We start from the raw sequence: 13,354 nt of genomic DNA, 5'->3' as shown, positions 1-13,354 counted from the left end.
GGCCGCGTCGCCCGCCGTCGCCCGCCGATTATCACTCGTGAGTACGAGAGGGAACGGTTTATCAGAATGCTTTCGGGAGCGTCACGTAGTAATGACGGGACTTCGAGGGCTGCTCGGACGCGCGTTCGGCCGGGACGATCACTCGCGGTCGGTCCCGGACGGGGGCGTCGTCGTCGACGAGTCGCCCGGCGAGACCGGCCCGGCGGGGGGTAGCGGGACCGAAACCGAGGACGAAGAGTACGAGATAACCGATGAGGAGGGCGTCGACCGCGCCGAGACGCTGGCCGCCGCGGGCTTCCAACAGGTGTTCAACGCCACGAGCGTCCCGACGTTCATCCTCGACGCCGAGGGCAACGTCGCCGAGTGGAACGAGTCGATCGCCTCGCTCACCGGGAGCGAGCGGGAGGACGCGGTCGGTCACAGCCACGTTTCGGAGCTGTTCTACCCCGACGGCCGCCGGGCCGACACCCTCGCGGACAAGGTGCTCAGCGCGCCCGAGGACGCGGACGAGGTGTACGGCGTCGAGCGCTGCGACTCGGCACGGACCCGGTACCGCGACACCAGCACGATGGTCGACCAGTACGGCGACGAGAAACACATCGAGTTCACCGCGACGCCGCTGTACGACGGCGACGAGCTCGTCGGCGTGACGGAGGTCGTCATCGACCGCACGGAGAACGTCAACGAGCGCGACGCGACGAGGGAGCTCGTCTCCGAGATCCGCCAGACCGCAGAGGAGATCGGGGAGGGGAACCTGGAGGCCCGCGCCGTCTGCCGCGAGGAGTGCGAGATCCTCGACGAGGAGCTGTTGAGCGTCATCGGCGTCGTCAACCGGATGGCCGAGAACCTCGAAGACCTCTCGGAGAGCGTCCACGAGCAGGCGCGTGACCTCGACGAGACGGTCGAGGAGGCGAGCGAGGCGGCCGCCGACATCGCCGAGAACGTCGACGAGCAGAACGAGCTCTTAGAGGAGAGCGTCTCCGAGATGCAGTCCTTCTCCGCGGGGATGGAAGAAGTGGCTGCGACCGCCGACGAGGTCGACTCCGCCGCGGTCGCGGCCGCAGACGCCGCCGACGAGGGCCTCGACGCCAGCGAAGACGCCCGCGAGGCGACCGAGGACGTCGTCGAGATCGGCGACGAGCTCGTCGAGAGCGTCGGCGCGCTCTCCGAGCGCATGGACGACATCGAGGAGGTCATCGAGGTCATCTCAGACGTCGCCGAGCAGACGAACCTGCTCGCCTTAAACGCCAACATCGAGGCCGCCCGCGCCGGCGAGGGCGGCGACGGCTTCGCGGTCGTCGCCGAGGAGGTGAAGAAGCTCGCCGACGAGACACGCGGCTACACCGAGGAGATCACGGAGAGCCTCGACAAGCTCCAGGCGCAGTCCGCGGAGACGACGACCGCCGTCGAGCGCTCCCACGAGCGCATCGAGGACGCGGGGACCGAGATCGAGACGGTCCTCGACTCGCTAGAGGAGATCGCCGACGCGGTCGACGAGGCGGCCGCGGGCGTCGCAGAAGTCGCGCGCACCACCGACGACCAGGCCGCGACCGTCGAGGAGCTCACCTCCTCGCTTGAGGCGGTCCGCGAGCGCTCCGACCGCACCGAGGACGCGACCGATCGCATCGTCGACGCCACCGACGACCAGGAGGCAGCCGTCGACGAGCTGATCGCCCGCGTCGAGCAGCTCGACGCGCGGTAACCCCGGCGACGCCTGGCGACGTCCGCCGACGCCCGGCGCCCGCGACGATCCCCCGACCCCGTCCGTTTCTCCCGCGCTTCGTTCTCGCTCCGGCGAACGTTTAACACCGCTCAGCCCCCAGAAATCGTATGTCCGTTACGCCGCCCGGACCGCTCGGCGACCCCCTGTTTGGGAACGGTCGCCAGTTCGCTGACGACCCGTTCGGTTTCCTGCGCGCCTGCGCCGACAGCTACGGCGACGTGGTGCGGCTCGACCTCGGTCCCCGCGAGACGTACCTGCTCACGAACCCCGCCGACGTGGAGCGCGTCCTCGTCGCCGACGCGGAACGCTACCGCAAGCCGCAGTTCGGCGACGACGCGATGGACACGCTGCTCGGCGACGGCCTCCTGCTGAGCGAGGGCGAGACGTGGCAGCGCCAGCGCACGCTCGCGAACCCCGCGTTCCACAACCGCCGGATCGGTGCGCTCGCCGGCGTGATGGCCGACCACGCCGAGTCGCACGTCGCGGAGTGGAGCGACGGCGACGTCGTCGACCTCCAGCTTGAGCTGGCGCGGCTCACCGTGAAGATCATCGTCACGGCGATGTTCGGCGCCGACATCGACGACGAGGAGGTGAAGACGGTCCAAGAGAACCTCGAACCGCTCGGCGCCCGCTTCGAGCCCGACCCGCGCCGGTACCTGATCCCGGACTGGGTGCCGACCCGCGAGAACCGCGAGTTCGACGCCGCCATCGACACGCTCGAATCCGTCATCGACGGCATCGTCGAGCGCCGCCGCGGCACGGAGCGCGACCCGAGCGTCGACCCCGCCGGCCCGGACGGGACCGGCGTTCGGGGGCCGCCGGGCGACCCCGACGCCGACCTCCCGATGGACCTGCTCTCCGTCCTGCTCCGCGCCCGCGACCGCGGCGAGCAGACCGACGAGAACCTCCGCGACGAGCTGGTGACGATGCTGCTCGCCGGCCACGACACCACCGCGCTCGCGCTCACCTACGCGTTCTACCTCCTCTCGAACCACCCCGAGGCCCGCGGACGGGTCGAGAGCGAGGCCGAGGAAGCTGTGAGTACCGGCCGCCTGACCGCGGACGCGGTCCGCGGGATGGAGTACACCGAGCGCGTGCTCAACGAGTCGATGCGGCTCTACCCGCCCGTCTACACCCTGTTTCGCGAGCCGAAGCTCGACGTGAAACTGGGGGGGTACCGGATACCCGAGGGCTCGGCGCTGATGGTCTCGCAGTGGGTGATCCACCGCTCCGAGCGCTGGTACGACGACCCGGAGACGTTCGACCCCGACCGCTGGACCTCAAAGCGCCGGAGCCAACGGCCCCGGTTCGCCTTCTTCCCGTTCGGCGGCGGGCCCCGCCACTGTATCGGGAAGGCGTTCTCGCTGCTTGAGGCCAAGATCATCCTCGCGACGATCTGCTCGCGGTTCGCGCTCGACTACGAGGGGCCGGACCTCTCCTTACGCGGGTCGCTGACGATGCACCCGAACCACCCGGTGCCGATGCGGATCCGCGAGCGATAGGGATGGCTGGCGCCGACGAGGCGAGCGACGGGGGCGACGCCGACGCCTACTGCGCCCGCTGCGGCGACCCCCTCTCGCGGGGCCTCGTCGCGAGCGGCCAGCGCGCCTGTTGTCTCAACGCGACTCCCATCGCCGGCGTCTGTCCGACGCACGGGCCGGTGGGGCCACACCACGCGGTCGACGAGCGGAACGCGGTCGACGACGCGTAGCCGGTCTCGACCGCCGGTCATGCGGTCTTTCAGTTATAAACAAGTACCCCTGCGGTCGGCGCGTGCCGCCGAGCGCCCAGCGGGCGCGAGGAGCACGCGCGAGGGAGTCGCTGGCGCCGCCGGCGCCAGCGACGAGGCTGGGGAGGTGTGAGGTGCGGTTGCTGTGCGGGGCGGGACTCAAAGGGGCAGCCGGCGAGGACGACGCTCGACGACGCAAGCACCGCAACGAGGGAGCGAACGCAGTGAGCGACCGAGTGAGGCGCGTGGTTCGAGAGAGCGAAGCTCTCTCGTCATCCCGAAAATCTCCGATTTTCGGGCGACAGCGAGTCGCGCGAGTCCTCGCCGGCTGGGGCTTTGGAGCTGTTCACCGCCGATCCGTTATCAGCGCTTTATAAACGAGCGGCTGAGGCTTCGGAGGCATTCACCGCTGATCCGCTACCGATTATTTATAAATCGACGGTCGCGGCAGCCTCCCGATATTCCGGGTCCCACACGTCGAGCGCGTGGACCCGCCACCGGATCGGGTCGAACTCGGCGTCGACGAGGTCGACGACCGCCCCCGGCTCCGGATTCCCACCCCGGGCCAGCGTGACGTGCGGCACGTACTCGTCGCCCTCGATCCCCTCTACCGCACCGAACGCCGCACAGAGCCGCCGGTGAAGCCGAAGCAGAGCGCCGCTCTCAATCGCCAGATAAACGACCGGCCGCGACCCCGACCGCGGCGCGTCGAAGACGTCGATTCCGGTCGCGGCGACCTCGAAGGAATCGACCTCGGCGAGCGGACGGCGGAGGCGCTCGCGCAGGCGGTCGAGGGCCTCCTGTCGGGGCGGAGGGCCTCGCTCACGAGCCCCTTTGTCCTCGTCGACCCGCACGTCCGCGGCGCCGAACCGCTTACAGACGAGCGTCTGACGCTCACGGACCCGGTCGAAGCCCGACAGTTTCGAGTGGAGATCGGCCGCGAGGCGGTCGACTGCGGGCGGCAGCGGGACGTTGAGGCTGAACACGTTGCCTCCCGCCTCAGATCCGATCGGTGAGGTGTAAGGCGATCACGACGACGAGCGCGATCCCGATCAGCGTCGGGAGGGCGTCGAGCAGCCAGAAGGCGATATCGAGGACGGCCCCGACGATCTCCAGGAGAAGCCACACGACGACGAGCAGCAGCACGACCTTCAGGAGGTCGTCGGTGTCGATCTCGGCGCGGTTCATGCTCGGAGGAGCGCGCGGCAGCGGTAAAAATCCGATGGCTGGCGGCGAGCGAGTCCGCGAGCTGCCCTTACGCGATCTTCTCGTATTGCTCGGAGAGCTTCTCGGCGGCCTCGTCGAGCAGCTCGGCCTCGTACTCGTCGAGCTCCCACTCGACGACCTTCTCGACGCCGTTCGAGCCCAGCTTCGCGGGCACGCCGAGCGCGGTGTCCTCGTAGCCGTACTCGCCGTCGAGCACGACCGAGCAGGGGAGCACCTCGCCGGTGTCGTTTACGATTGCCTCGACGGTGTGGGCGACGCCGGTGGCCGGGCCCCACTGCGTGGCGCCCTTCCGGCTGATCACGTCCATCGCGGACTCCTGGAGGTCACCCAGGATCTCCTCTCTCTCCTCGGCGTCGAACGATGGGTCGCGGCCGTCGACGCGTACCTTCGAGAAGACGGGCGCCTGCGCGTCGCCGTGCTCGCCGAGGATCGTCGCCTCGACGTTCTTGACGGGCGCGTCGAAGCGCTGCGAGAGGACGTAGCGGAAGCGCGCGGAGTCGAGCCGGCCGCCGAAGCCGACCACCTTGTGCCGGTTGCGGTCGCCCGCCTCGTAGAGGTGGCGGTTGAGCAGGTCGACCGGATTCGAGGTGGTGACGGTGACGAAGTCGTCGTTGTGCTCGGCGAGCGACGAGCCGATGTCCTCCATGATCGGCGCGTTGTCGCCCGCGAGGTCGATCCGGGTCTGCCCCTCCTGCCGCGGGATGCCGGCCGTGATGACGACGACGTCCGAGCCGGCGGTGTCCGCGTACTCGCCCTGCCGGACGGTCGTGTTCGAGTCGTAGGCGACGCCGTGGTTCGCGTCGGCGGCCTGTCCGATCGTCGTTTCGCGCTGGTCCGGGATGTCGACGAAGACGAGCTCGTCGACCACGTCGCGTAACGCGAGGTTGTAGCCGGCCGCGGCTCCGACGGTCCCCGCCGCACCGATAACGCTGACCTTTGTCATACCGTGTGAAGCCGCGGTCGGACACCGAGTAAACGTTTCGGAACCCCTACGAACGTCCGTGCTAATTCGGGCGCGTCGCTCCCGGCGACCCGTCGCGAAAACCCTAACTCCGGCGGCCGCACACACCCATCCAGTGCCGACGTTCCGCTACCCGTGTCCCGGCTGTCGGACGACGAACAGCCTCCACGACGCCGACTGCGAGTTCGAGGGCGTGAGCTGGCCGACCGTCGAGAAGGCGTACACGGACCTCCTGTCGGTGCTGTCCGCGGAGCCCGACGGCCTCTCGGAGGCGGCGCTGCGGGACGCGGTCCCCGCGGATTGGGGCGGGCTTCACAAGGCGGCGCTCGGCGCGCTCCGCCGCGACCAGCGCGTCGTCGAGGACGGCGACCGCCTCCGCCTGCTCACCGCGGCAGAGTTCAAGGAGCGCGTCTCCGAGCCCACCCGCGATCCGATGCGGACCGTCTACGAGCACGGCTCCGTCCCCGGCTGCCACGACAACGCCGTCTTCGCGATGGTGGCGTGGTACGAGATGGTCGGCCTCTCATGGCCCGAGACCCGCGAGAACGTGATCGAGTGGCTCCGCGAGTCGGGCGCGTGGGACCGCGGCGGCTTCGAGGAGTCGACCCCCGAGGAGCTCGTCGACGCCAAGCGCCACGTGTACGACGAGGGGTACGGCTGGAAGGAGAAGGGCCAGTCGGCGAAGCGCGTCATCGAACGCCATCTCTGAGCGCTCCTCTCTGCCGCCCGCTTAAGTCCCCGCGTACCGTCTCACCGCCGTGACACATCCGGAAGCCGGCGCGGCGTCGAGCGGGGGTGGCCTCGATGACGCCGCGGACGCCGACGCCGCGGACGCCGACTCCTCCGACGGCGAGGGCGGCTCCGACCGACCCCCGGCGGTCGCCAACCCGCGGCGCGCGCTCGCGGTCGTGATCGGCGTCGTGTTCATCGACCTCGTCGGCTTCGGGATCGTGATCCCCATCCTTCCCTTCTACGTCAGGTCCTTCGGCGTCAGCGATGCCTTCATCGGACTGCTCGCGGCGTCGTACTCGCTCGCGCAGTTCCTCGCGGCGCCCACGCTCGGCCGGCTCTCAGACCGGATCGGGCGCCGGCCCGTCCTCCTCGCGTCGCTCGCGACCGCCGGGGTCGCGTGGGTGACGTTCGGCTACGCCGGGGCCGCGGGGGCGCGCTTCGGGCCCGTCGCGGCGCTCGCGACGCTGTTCGCCTCTCGGACGCTCGCGGGCGCGATGGGCGGGAACATCGCCGCCGCGCAGGCGTACGTCGCCGACATCACGCCCCGCGACCGACGGGCGGGCGCGCTCGGCCTCGTCGGCGCGTCGTTCGCGCTCGGGTTCGTCTTCGGGCCGGCGATCGGCGGGCTGCTCGCGGCCGACGCCGTGGTGGCCCGCGCCGACGCGCTCCTGCCGGCGGTCGTCCCGGCCACCGCCTACTCCCTGCCGAGCTTCGCGGCGGCGGGAATGAGCTTCCTCGCGGTCGCCGTCGGGTTCGCCTTCCTCGAAGAGCCGGCGCGGACCCGGTCGACCGCGGAGTCCGACGGCCGCCGGACGACCGCGATCGGGCAGTTCCGCGACGCGCTCGCCTCCGCTTCGCTCCGGCCGCTGACGGTCGCGTACTTCGTCGTTGCGGTCGCGTTCGCGGGCGTTCAGGTGATGTTCATCCCGTACGTCGCGGACGCGTTCGGCTACGACGCGACGAGCGCGGCCTTTTTAATCACCTACGTCGGCGTCCTCGGCGCGATCAATCAGGGCGTCCTCGTCGGCCGGCTCTCGCGGGTCGTCTCCTCGCGGACGCTCGTCGCCGCCGGCTCGGTCGTCCTCGGGGTCGCGCTCGTCGCGATCCCCGCGACCGGGCTCGTCGACCGGGTCGCGGGCGGCGTCGCCCTCGGCGGCCCGGGGTGGCTCACACTCCCCCTGCTCGCGCTGCTCGCCGCGCTCGCGGCGCTCTCGCTCGGCAACGCCCTCGTCAACGTCTCGCTGGCGACGCTCGTCTCCGCCTCGGCCGACGACGCGGAACAGGGCGCGGCCTTCGGGGTGACGCAGGGCGCGTCGAGCCTCGGGCGGACCGTCGGTCCGCCGCTGATGGCGGTCCTCTACACCGTCGCCGTCGCGTCGCCGTTCCTGATCGGCGCGCTGCTGCTGGTCCCCGTGGCGGTCGCGTTCGGACGCCGAAGCCGGCAGTGAGATTCGACCGCCGCCGCGCGACAGTTTTACCCCCGCCGTCGCCGTCGTCTCCCACGCATGGCCCTCGACCTCGTCCCCGCGTGGCCCGCCGTCGGCTCGCTCGCTGGCGGGGCGGGGGCGCTCGCGCTCGCGTGGGCGGTCCGCGAACACCGCGGCCGTCCCGGCGTCGACTGGTTCCTCGGCGTCTTCGCCGCGCAGGCAACGTGGTGTCTCTCCTACGGGCTCGGACTCCTCGTCGCCGACCCGACGCTCCGGGCCGCGCTCGAGGCGACGACGTGGCTCGGCGTGATCTGGACCGGGATCGCCTTCCTCGGCTTCGCGTTGGAGTACACCGGCCGGAGCGACGTGGTCCGGAGCCGCCTGTTCGGGTCGATCCTCGGGTTCGGCCTCCTCTCGTCCGCGCTCGTCGCCACGAACCCGCTCCACGGCTCCTTCTGGACCGACTTCGGCCGCGACCCGGTCTTCGGCGTCGAGACCGTCTCCTACGCGTTCGGCCCGTGGGCGTACCTGACGGTCGCCGCGGAGACCGTCCTCGTCGCCAGCGCGGTCTTCCTCCTCGTCGACACGCTGCTCAGCTACGGGCCCCTCTACCGCCGCGAGAGCGCCGCGGTCGCGCTGAGCTCGCTGCCGCCCGGGTTCGCCCTGGTCGCGTGGGCGCTGGCGCTCGGCCCGGTGCCGCAGCTCCAGCTCGCGCCGATCATGTTCGTCCCGCACGTCCTGCTCGACGCGTACGCGTTCGACCGCGCGGAGATGTTCGACCGGAACCCGACGACCAGCCGCGCCGCCGAGCGCACCGCCATCGACGACCTCCGGGACCCCATCGTCGCGCTCGCGCTCGACCGCCGCGTGGTCCGGCTCAACCCCGCCGCCGAAACGGTCCTGGGCGTCGACGCCGAGACCGCCCGCGACCGGCCACTCGCCGACTTCCTCGACCTGCCGGTCGGGGTCGACGACGGGAGCCCGGACCAACCGAACGCCGCCGAGTCCGGCCCCGACGAGGACGCGAGCAGCGGCTCCCGCGAGACGGTCGAGATCGACGCCGGCGCCGGCACCGGCCGCCGCACCTACGCGGTGTCGGTCTCCCGGCTGACCGACCCGAACGGGACCCACGTCGGCTACACGGTCGTCCTCTCCGACGTCACCGAGCGCGAGCGCCGCCGCCAGCAGCTGGAGGTGCTCAACCGAATCCTCCGCCACAACCTCCGCAACGACGCCGGCGTCGTCCACGGCTACGGCGAGATCCTCCACGACCGCCTTGAGGACCCCGAACTCGTTCAGATGGCCGACGCCGTCGAGCGTCGCGCCGGCGCGCTGGCCGCGCTCGGTGAGAAGGCGGGCACGGTCGAGACCCTGCTCGCCGACAACGACGCCGTGGCGACGGACGTCCGCGACCTCATCGGCTCGGTCGTCGCGGACGCCCGCGAGCGGGACGACGCGGCGACGGTCGAACTCGACGTCGAGGGGGGTTCGGACGCCGACGCCGATTGGGTCACGCGCGTACGGCCCGACGCGCTTCAGGCGGTCGTCGAGAACACGGTGGAGAACGCGGTCGACCACCACGACGGCGAGGGTACCGAGCGCGAGGACGGCGGGACGTGGGTGCGCACGTCGCTCCGCAGGGAGAGCGGCGCCGAAGGCGAGACCTTGGGTGACGACGCCCGCTTCGTCCTCACCGTCGAGGACGACGGCCCCGGCATCCCCGACCACGAGGTCGAGGCAGTCGAATCTGGGCGGGAGACCGCCCTCGAACACGGCTCCGGGCTGGGGATGTGGGTCGTCGCGTGGGGCGCCGCCGCGGTCGGCGCCGACGTGGAGTACGCGGACCGGGAGCCGCGGGGGACGCGGGTGACGGTGTCGGTTCCGGTCGTGGACGATCTATAAGACGTGCGCCTCGCCGTACGCCTGTGCCTTCAGGCGATCGTAGCGCTCTCGCGAGTCGAGTACCCACTTGTACTCGAATCCGGGCGGTGGGGTGCCCATCCAGTTGAGGAAAGAACGGGTTTCATCTCGGGAGAATCGAACAGTACCTCGTCGAAAATTCGGATCGAACCCGTGTTCTCTGAACAGATCGAGAAGGAACTCGGAACGATCTGACTCAGTGTGAGTTCGAATTTCGGCTCTTGGCGTTCGATTCCGATCTACATCGAGAAATCCATCTGAAATATACCAGAATTTCGCCATTTTCGGAGTTAATTCGAAATCCGCTGGTATTCGCTTGGTACCTGACTCGTACCAACCCCGGAGCCGGGTGAAGTATGGATGACCTCGACTCCAAACGCTGTACATATCGTGGTAATTCTCGGCTTTCGCGTTCGGGCTGAATCCGGATTCCCGATTGTTCTCGGCGAGTTCCTCGGCAGTTTTCTTCAATGACACTCCGGTAGTGAACAGCCCCATCCGATTGTCGTACCATTCCAGAAACTGCCGATTAACCATCGGGACGTGAAACACGCCGTTTCTACCGTCAGGCTGCGTGGGTATCGAACCGTCACCCATGAGCAACCCCAGAATCATCTCCTGTTTGCGCGGAGGAATCCGTGGGTACGGGCAGGAACCGTTCGCCCAGTGACTCCCGACTCGTTTGAATTCCTCGTTACAGGTCGGACAGACCGCGTCAGTCACTTTGTATTCTCGGGGCTAGCATGAAAGTAACTTTCCCCAGCCCCTCCGCAAACCCGTAGTGGAGCTTGACGGGGAACTCCTCGCCGAGCTCGACGGTGACCTCGGCGTCGGAAGGGATCGCCTTGTTCATGTCCTTCAGGTAATCGAGGCTGAAAAGCGAGTCCGCGGGGCCGGCGGTGAGCGCGATCAGGTCCTCGCGGTCGAGCTTGAGGTTGACGTCGTCGGTGTCGCCCTCGGCCTCGATGAAGAACGCCTCGTCGGTCTCGTCGACGCGGAGGCGGATGTGGTCGGAGACCATGTCGGCCGCCTTGATTCCGCGGTCGAGCTGGGCGCCCTCGACGACGATCTCGGAGGCGAGATCGAGGTCCGGGATGTCCGGCTCCTGGCGGATCGAGTCGGGGTCGATGAGCGCGAGGGTGTACGAGAGGCCGTCGATCTCGATGTGGAGCTTGCGGGTCTCCTCGTCGAGTTCGAGGTGGATCAAATCGCCCGAGTTGGCCATGCCGGCGATGTCCTCCAAGCGGGCGAGGTTGACGCCGATGACGCCGCCGTCGGCGTCGTAGGACTCGAACGCGGCCGCCTCCAGCGTGAGGTCGACCATGCCGACGTTGGCGGGGTCGACGGCCCGGATGGAGAGCTCCTCCTCGTTCAGGCGGATCTTACACTCGTCGACCAACACGCTCACCGAATCGAGCGCGTCCTGAAACGTCGACGCGCCCACGATGGCCTTGAACATATACGTTCGGCTAGGGCGGTATCACCTAAAAAGGCACCCGATCGGAGCGGCGACCGGCCGCTCAAAGCGTCCGGATCAGCCGGGCGACGACGACCGCGAGCGTGACGACGGTTCGCCACAGTCGGAGCCGTTCGAGCCGGTATTCGCGCCCGTCGGGTTCGCTCGCCTCGTCGCCCTCGCTAACCGGTTCGCGGCCGCACTCGCAGGCCGCGTCCCGGTCGGGGCGGTCGGGCGGCGGATCCGTGGCTCGATCCGGCTCCTCCCGCGGGTCACGCTCGGGCGTCGCCCGCTCGCGAGACGGATCAATCGCGTCGCGGCTGGGTGCGTCGTAGCTGGGTGCGTCGCGGCTGGACGCGTCGCGGTCCGGCGGCTCGTCGGCTGAGTTCGATCCGATTCCGTCACGCTCGGCTGCTGGCAGTGGCTCGTCGATCATCTCGTCTCTCGGCCGGGGTAGGCCGTACGCGACGATACGAGGTTAATTTATAAATAAACGAGCCGAACGCAAGGCGAAACTGAAACTCGTCCGAGCGGGCGGGCCCGACCGGTCACCGGCTGTCGCTCGTGCCGCGCTCAGATCAGGGGTTCGACGAGGTCGCGCCCCTCGGCGAGGAGTTCGGTGACCGCCTCGTCGCTGTCGGCCTCGGCGTACACCCGCAGCTTCGGCTCGGTGCCCGAGGGGCGGACGAGCAGCCAGGAGCCGTTCTCCAAGAGGAGCTTGAACCCGTCGAGGGTGACGACCTTCGCGACGGGGGAGCCGCAGACGGACTCCGGGATGTGGTCCTCCAGCTCGTCGAGGACGCCCGCCTTCCGGGCGTCGGGGCAGTCGAGCGACACCTTCCCCGCGGCGATGCGCCCGTGTTCGTCGAGCAGGCGGTCGACGCGCTCGTCGAACGGCTCGGCCGCGTGGGTCGCGGCCGCGAGCAGCGCCATCAGCACGCCGTCCTTCTCGCGGACGTGGCCGCGGAGGGTGAACCCGCCCGACTCCTCGCCGCCGAACAGCGCGTCGTGCTCGCCCATCGCTTCGGCGACCCACTTGAAGCCGACCGGCGTCTCGTACACGTCTTCGCCGTGCGCCTCCGCGATGCGGTCGACGAGGAACGTCGTCGAGACGGTGCGGACCGCGGGCCCCGAGTCGGTCTCCAGAAGGCGGTCGTAGCAGGCGGCGTAGAAGAGGTTGGCGTCGAGGACGCCGCGCTCGGGCGTGACGACCGCGATCCGGTCGGCGTCGCCGTCGTTGGCGACCCCGAGGTCCACGTCGCTTTCGGGGTCCGTCACGCGCTCGGCCAGCGCTTCGAGGTGTTCGGCCGAGGGCTCGGGGGAGTCGCCGCCGAACGTCACGTCGCGCTCGCAGCGCAGGCGGACGACCTCGGCGCCGGCGGACTCGAGGAGCGCGTCGGTGACGCCGCGCCCGCTCCCGTGCATCCCGTCGTACGCGACCGTGAGCCCGGAGAGGTCGACCGCGTCGCCTCCGCTTCCGCTCCCGCTCCCGGTCCCGGCGACGCGCCCGACGACCTCGCGGGCCGCGTCGGCGTGCTCGCTCACGAGGTCGACGCGTTCGATCTCGCCGCGCTCCGCTTCGGGCAGGAGGTCGGGCTCGGCGAGCCGGTCGACGACGTCCTCGGTGACGTCGGGGAGCGCGGGGGCGCCGTCGTGCGGAATGAACTTCACGCCGTTGTACTCGGGCGGGTTGTGGGAGGCCGTCACCATACACGCACCGGCGAGCCCGCGATTGACGATGGCGTGGGCGATGACGGGCGTCGGCGAGTCGCGCTCGGGGAGGATCACGTCGAAGCCGTTGCCGGCGAACACCTCGGCGAGGCTCTCGGCGAACCCCTCCGAGGTCTCGCGGGCGTCGTACCCCACCGCGACCGTCCCGTCGTGCCCCGCGGCGTCGAGGTGGTCGGCGACCGCTTGGCCGACGATCCGCACGCGCTCGTCGGTGAAGGTGTCGAGCGTCGCGCGCCAGCCGTCCGTGCCGAAGGCAATCTGATCCATGTCGCCCACGTCGGCGGCGGGGACAATAATGCCCGGTGTCGGTCGCGAGGCTTGCGCGACCAAGTCGATAGCGGCTCTTTATAAACAACCCCGGCGGCGCGTGCTGGTGAGCGCCCGGAGGGCGCGAATCGCACGCGCGAGGTCGCCGGCGCTGCGCGCCGGCTGCCAGAGGGACCTTCGG

General features: G+C 69.9%; 12 protein-coding genes and 1 pseudogene. 6 read left to right on the top strand and 7 right to left on the bottom strand.

Features of this window, described 5'->3' with window-relative positions; all coding sequences use genetic code 11:
* Window positions 1–91: 91 nt before the first annotated feature.
* The 3 genes from F3H13_RS11080 (at window position 92) to F3H13_RS11070 (ending at window position 3,434) form a co-directional block, all read left to right on the top strand.
* Window positions 92–1,702, top strand: coding sequence for a methyl-accepting chemotaxis protein (locus F3H13_RS11080; RefSeq protein WP_149799089.1), 1,611 nt, complete (start codon window positions 92–94; stop codon window positions 1,700–1,702).
* A 128-nt stretch (window positions 1,703–1,830) separates the two neighbouring features.
* Window positions 1,831–3,225 (top strand): cytochrome P450, encoded by a 1,395-nt coding sequence (locus F3H13_RS11075; RefSeq protein WP_149799088.1) that lies wholly within the window; start codon window positions 1,831–1,833, stop codon window positions 3,223–3,225.
* A gap of 2 nt (window positions 3,226–3,227) precedes the next feature.
* Window positions 3,228–3,434, top strand: coding sequence for a hypothetical protein (locus tag F3H13_RS11070; protein WP_149799087.1), 207 nt, complete (start codon window positions 3,228–3,230; stop codon window positions 3,432–3,434).
* A gap of 446 nt (window positions 3,435–3,880) precedes the next feature.
* Here the strand turns inward: F3H13_RS11070 and F3H13_RS11065 are convergent, their stop codons facing one another.
* The 3 genes from F3H13_RS11065 to mdh form a co-directional block, all read right to left on the bottom strand.
* A complete protein-coding gene (locus F3H13_RS11065) occupies window positions 3,881–4,438 on the bottom strand; it encodes a 2'-5' RNA ligase family protein (protein WP_149799086.1) in 558 nt (185 codons plus the stop codon).
* A gap of 13 nt (window positions 4,439–4,451) precedes the next feature.
* A complete protein-coding gene (locus tag F3H13_RS11060; protein WP_121597111.1) occupies window positions 4,452–4,640 on the bottom strand; it encodes a DUF7554 family protein in 189 nt (62 codons plus the stop codon).
* Between the two features lie 67 nt (window positions 4,641–4,707).
* Complete coding sequence (gene mdh, locus F3H13_RS11055) at window positions 4,708–5,622, bottom strand: malate dehydrogenase (protein ID WP_149799085.1); 915 nt, start codon at window positions 5,620–5,622, stop codon at window positions 4,708–4,710.
* 133 nt (window positions 5,623–5,755) lie between these two features.
* Here mdh and F3H13_RS11050 point away from each other — a divergent pair, with 133 nt between their 5' ends.
* Genes F3H13_RS11050 through F3H13_RS11040 form a run of 3 tightly spaced genes read left to right on the top strand, consistent with a single transcriptional unit; the run spans window position 5,756 to window position 9,701 of the window.
* Window positions 5,756–6,349 carry a DUF7474 family protein gene (locus tag F3H13_RS11050; protein WP_149799084.1) on the top strand — a complete coding sequence of 198 codons (594 nt, stop codon included), beginning with the start codon at window positions 5,756–5,758 and terminating at the stop codon, window positions 6,347–6,349.
* A 49-nt stretch (window positions 6,350–6,398) separates the two neighbouring features.
* On the top strand, window positions 6,399–7,820 hold the full coding sequence (locus tag F3H13_RS11045; protein WP_149799083.1) for an MFS transporter: 1,422 nt from the start codon (window positions 6,399–6,401) through the stop codon (window positions 7,818–7,820).
* Window positions 7,821–7,877: 57 nt separating this feature from the next.
* A complete protein-coding gene (locus tag F3H13_RS11040; protein WP_149799082.1) occupies window positions 7,878–9,701 on the top strand; it encodes a histidine kinase N-terminal 7TM domain-containing protein in 1,824 nt (607 codons plus the stop codon).
* A 162-nt stretch (window positions 9,702–9,863) separates the two neighbouring features.
* Here the strand turns inward: F3H13_RS11040 and F3H13_RS16660 are convergent.
* From F3H13_RS16660 to F3H13_RS11020, 4 genes and pseudogenes are all read right to left on the bottom strand, one after another.
* A pseudogene (locus F3H13_RS16660) lies at window positions 9,864–10,334 on the bottom strand (hypothetical protein); the annotation flags it as partial.
* A gap of 100 nt (window positions 10,335–10,434) precedes the next feature.
* The gene (locus F3H13_RS11030; RefSeq protein WP_149799080.1) at window positions 10,435–11,178 is read right to left on the bottom strand and encodes a DNA polymerase sliding clamp; all 744 of its coding nucleotides are present in this window, start codon (window positions 11,176–11,178) and stop codon (window positions 10,435–10,437) included.
* 61 nt (window positions 11,179–11,239) lie between these two features.
* Entirely contained in the window at window positions 11,240–11,611 is a 372-nt protein-coding gene (locus F3H13_RS11025; protein WP_149799079.1) for a hypothetical protein, read from the bottom strand.
* A gap of 137 nt (window positions 11,612–11,748) precedes the next feature.
* Window positions 11,749–13,173: a phosphoglucomutase/phosphomannomutase family protein gene (locus tag F3H13_RS11020; protein ID WP_149799078.1), complete on the bottom strand. Its 1,425-nt coding sequence runs from the start codon at window positions 13,171–13,173 to the stop codon at window positions 11,749–11,751.
* Window positions 13,174–13,354 lie beyond the last annotated feature (181 nt).

The sequence above is a fragment of the Halorubrum xinjiangense genome (genome assembly GCF_900102375.1).
Taxonomy (GTDB): domain Archaea; phylum Halobacteriota; class Halobacteria; order Halobacteriales; family Haloferacaceae; genus Halorubrum; species Halorubrum xinjiangense.
This window is presented reverse-complemented; position numbering and strand designations above follow the sequence as displayed.

Excerpts from the sequence above, each read along its gene's own strand:
- F3H13_RS11080 (WP_149799089.1), top strand. The coding sequence starts at position 92 with ATGACGGGACTTCGAGGGCTGCTCGGACGCGCGTTCGGCCGGGACGAT.
- F3H13_RS11075 (WP_149799088.1), top strand. The coding sequence starts at position 1,831 with ATGTCCGTTACGCCGCCCGGACCGCTCGGCGACCCCCTGTTTGGGAAC.
- F3H13_RS11070 (WP_149799087.1), top strand. The coding sequence starts at position 3,228 with ATGGCTGGCGCCGACGAGGCGAGCGACGGGGGCGACGCCGACGCCTAC.
- F3H13_RS11060 (WP_121597111.1), bottom strand. The coding sequence starts at position 4,640 with ATGAACCGCGCCGAGATCGACACCGACGACCTCCTGAAGGTCGTGCTG.
- mdh (WP_149799085.1), bottom strand. The coding sequence starts at position 5,622 with ATGACAAAGGTCAGCGTTATCGGTGCGGCGGGGACCGTCGGAGCCGCG.
- F3H13_RS11040 (WP_149799082.1), top strand. The coding sequence starts at position 7,878 with ATGGCCCTCGACCTCGTCCCCGCGTGGCCCGCCGTCGGCTCGCTCGCT.
- F3H13_RS11030 (WP_149799080.1), bottom strand. The coding sequence starts at position 11,178 with ATGTTCAAGGCCATCGTGGGCGCGTCGACGTTTCAGGACGCGCTCGAT.
- F3H13_RS11025 (WP_149799079.1), bottom strand. The coding sequence starts at position 11,611 with ATGATCGACGAGCCACTGCCAGCAGCCGAGCGTGACGGAATCGGATCG.
- F3H13_RS11020 (WP_149799078.1), bottom strand. The coding sequence starts at position 13,173 with ATGGATCAGATTGCCTTCGGCACGGACGGCTGGCGCGCGACGCTCGAC.